Consider the following 1,687-nt stretch of genomic DNA (forward strand, 5'->3'; position numbering starts at 1 on the left):
AGCCTTGATCCACCGAGGTGGTTCGAGAGTGATCTCTCGATCGAGTTCTGAGTCCGCTTTGGACTGGTGGCTGGGTGGGGGCGGGTGGTATCTGCTGGTCTGCCCAGCTTTTCCACGGTTCGGTTCCGGTTGGGCCCTGGCGGCGGGCGGGTCGGGTAGGGGCTGTTCGGGTCAGCAGGGTGGGCCGTGGGCGGTGTCGAAGAGGTGTATCCAAGTGTGCTGCCAGGGCCAGTTGTGTGGCAGGTGCAGGGTGATGCGTCGTGCGGAGCGTGCGATGCGGGCTGGGACCTGGACCAGGTGGGCGCGCAGAGTGGCGGTGGTGGCCTTGGCGTGGAAGGCGGAGGCCAGGGAGCCGGCGGCCCGCAGCAAGTTGTAGGTCATCGCCCACAGGGTGAGCCAGGCGGAGTTGGCGTGGAAGTGCCCGGACGGCAGATGGGCCAGGGCCCCGGCCTTGCTGTCCGCGATGACCTGCTCGATCACGGCGTGGTGGCGGTGTTCCCGCTCGGCCTGCAGGGTTGCGGCGGGCTGGTCGGTGAAGAAGGGGTGGTAGCGCCAGGCGGGAAACAGTTCGCCCTGCTCGCCCACGGCGGCGGGTTTGGCCAGGTCGCGGACCCGGCGCACGATCAGCCGGGCGGTGACCCGATCAGCTTTCCTGTGGCTGGCGAACGCGGTGTATTGGGGTATCTCGGCGACTTCGGCGTCCGAGATGAGTTCGCCGGTCTCGGGGTCGGGCACCGCGGTCGGGTAGGTGATCTGCTGCCACGCGGTGTCGGGGATGGCGTGGACGGCCCGTTTGATGGAGGGGTTCATGCCGGTGGTGATCGAGAAGTGGGCGCCGGCCCGGCGGCAGGCGGCGATGACTCCGGCGTTGTAGAACTGTGAATCGGCCCGCAGGACGCGGGTCCCGGTGCAGCCGGCCTCGCGGGCGGTGGCCAGGGCCTCGCTCACGAACTTCGGGGCGCCCCGGGAGTCTGCTGCCTTGCCGCGTCGCATCCGGACCGTGGCGATTACCGGCCGGGAGTTGGGGGTGCAGATTGTGGCGAGGAGGGGGTGCAGGGTGCGGATGCCCTTGAACCGGCCGTACTCGGCGCCCTGCTTGGTCCTGCCGTAGACGCGTTTGTGGGTGGAGTCGACGTCGATGAACGCCTTCTCGCCGGCGCCGGGCAGCAGTGGGGTGTGCGCGGCCAGTTCGCCGAGGAACCTGCGGTGCACGGCGTGGAGTTGGAGAGCATGTCCGTGGGAGAACGCACGCAGGAACGTACCCAGCGTGGACGGGGCGCGAATGCCGCCGAACACGGCCGGCATCGCACCGTGACGCAGCATCGCCAGGTCGTCGATGCTGTCCGCGCCCGCGGCCATACCCGCGACGATGCTGGTGACCTTGGCGTCTGCCGCCGCCCCCGCCCCGTTCTTCGCCCCGGTCAGCTTCACCTGCTCCGTTACCAACCGCGACAGCCCGCACCGCTCGGCCAGCCGCAGCACCGGGACCAGCCCGGCCTGCGTGATCAGATTCGGATCATCGAACAGAGCGGAGACCGCCGCCGGCGTATGGGAAACTTGCATCTCGGAAGTGCCTTGCTGATTGTGCGTGCTGGAAGCCTGAAGAACTCCCATCATCGCAGGTCACAAGGCACTTCCTCGTTTCAAGAAGACTTATCCACAGACATCGAATCGGTGGATCAAGGCT

1 protein-coding gene is annotated in these 1,687 nt (G+C 68.0%); it reads right to left on the bottom strand.

Annotation, left to right across the window (positions count from 1 at the left end; all coding sequences use genetic code 11):
- Positions 1 to 171 precede the first annotated feature (171 nt).
- Positions 172 to 1,563 (bottom strand): IS1380 family transposase, encoded by a 1,392-nt coding sequence (locus ACFYZE_RS36080; protein ID WP_389003928.1) that lies wholly within the window; start codon positions 1,561 to 1,563, stop codon positions 172 to 174.
- Positions 1,564 to 1,687: the final 124 nt, after the last annotated feature.

It is taken from the genome of Streptomyces sp. NPDC001796, from assembly GCF_042892355.1.
Taxonomy (GTDB): Bacteria; Actinomycetota; Actinomycetes; order Streptomycetales; family Streptomycetaceae; genus Streptomyces.